The sequence below is a fragment of the Desertimonas flava genome (assembly GCF_003426815.1).
In the GTDB taxonomy this organism is placed as follows: domain Bacteria; phylum Actinomycetota; class Acidimicrobiia; order Acidimicrobiales; family Ilumatobacteraceae; genus Desertimonas; species Desertimonas flava.
Genome location: NZ_QKYK01000073.1, coordinates 1 through 833, shown reverse-complemented (window position 1 = coordinate 833; position 833 = coordinate 1). Strand labels below are relative to the sequence as shown.

The 833-nt window shown below is 71.9% G+C and carries 2 protein-coding genes and 1 pseudogene; 1 reads left to right on the top strand and 2 read right to left on the bottom strand.

Going from position 1 to position 833, the window contains the following annotated elements:
* Together DN771_RS29060 and DN771_RS30980 are read right to left on the bottom strand one after the other, a co-directional pair.
* Positions 1–435: pseudogene (locus tag DN771_RS29060) on the bottom strand (DUF4097 family beta strand repeat-containing protein); the annotation flags it as partial.
* A gap of 41 nt (positions 436–476) precedes the next feature.
* Positions 477–632, bottom strand: a complete 156-nt coding sequence (locus DN771_RS30980; protein WP_420810949.1) for a hypothetical protein — start codon at positions 630–632, stop codon at positions 477–479.
* Here DN771_RS30980 and DN771_RS30605 point away from each other — a divergent pair.
* A partial coding sequence (locus DN771_RS30605; protein ID WP_227462518.1) for a hypothetical protein occupies positions 610–833 on the top strand: 224 nt, incomplete at its 3' end. The two genes, DN771_RS30980 and DN771_RS30605, sit on opposite strands and share 23 nt — an antisense overlap.

Here is an 833-nt window from a genome sequence, read left to right as displayed (position 1 = left end):
GGCGGTCAGGTCGGTGTCGACCGTCTCGCACGACACGTCGCCGCTGGCGACGGACACCGACACACTCGTCGCTCGCTCGATGGAGACGTCCCCGCTCGCCGAGGTGATGTCCACGTCGCCGTAGCTCCCCGACAGCGTGACATCGGCCGCGGCGACGTGGACGGCGACCGCGGAGCCCGACGGCACGGCGACGCTGACGTCGAGCGATGGTGACCGCCCGAAGAAGCGCTTGACGTCGGGAGCGATGACCACGATCTCGTGGCCGTGCTGCTCGACGACGGTCGCCGCCGCGTGTTCGATGTCGCTGCTGTTGCCGGGCCGACCCGGCCGGACTTCGACGACCGTGTCGGTGCGCTCCGAGGCGGTCACGGTGATCTCGCCGGCGTCGAAGCGCACTCGGAGCGCGACGGGCTCAGGGGTGGTGAACGTAGCCATGGAACTCCTCCTGGAGTGGTCGGATGTTCGGTGGGCCGCCGCTAGCGGGCCCATCCGGAGATGCTGTTCCCGCGCCGATCGCCGGCGTGGCCTGACGTGCGGCGGGCCGAGCCGGCGGCGCCGGTGAGGGCATCGGTCAGGGCTCGCACGAGCCACGTGTTGACCGAGACGCCGATGGCGTTGGCGGCCTCCTCGATCTTCGACTTCAGCGAGTCGGGGAGGCGCAGCGAGATGCGGGCCGTGATGCCGTCGTCACCGTCGACCGACGGTGGTTCGGGCGGAGGCGGGGGGAGGGGGCGGTTCGGGCGGCGCCGGGGCCGTCACGACGAACTGGGGCTCGCGGCCACGCAGCCGGAGGTCGACCGAACCCGGAGCCATCTCGGCGGTGATCTCGTCGG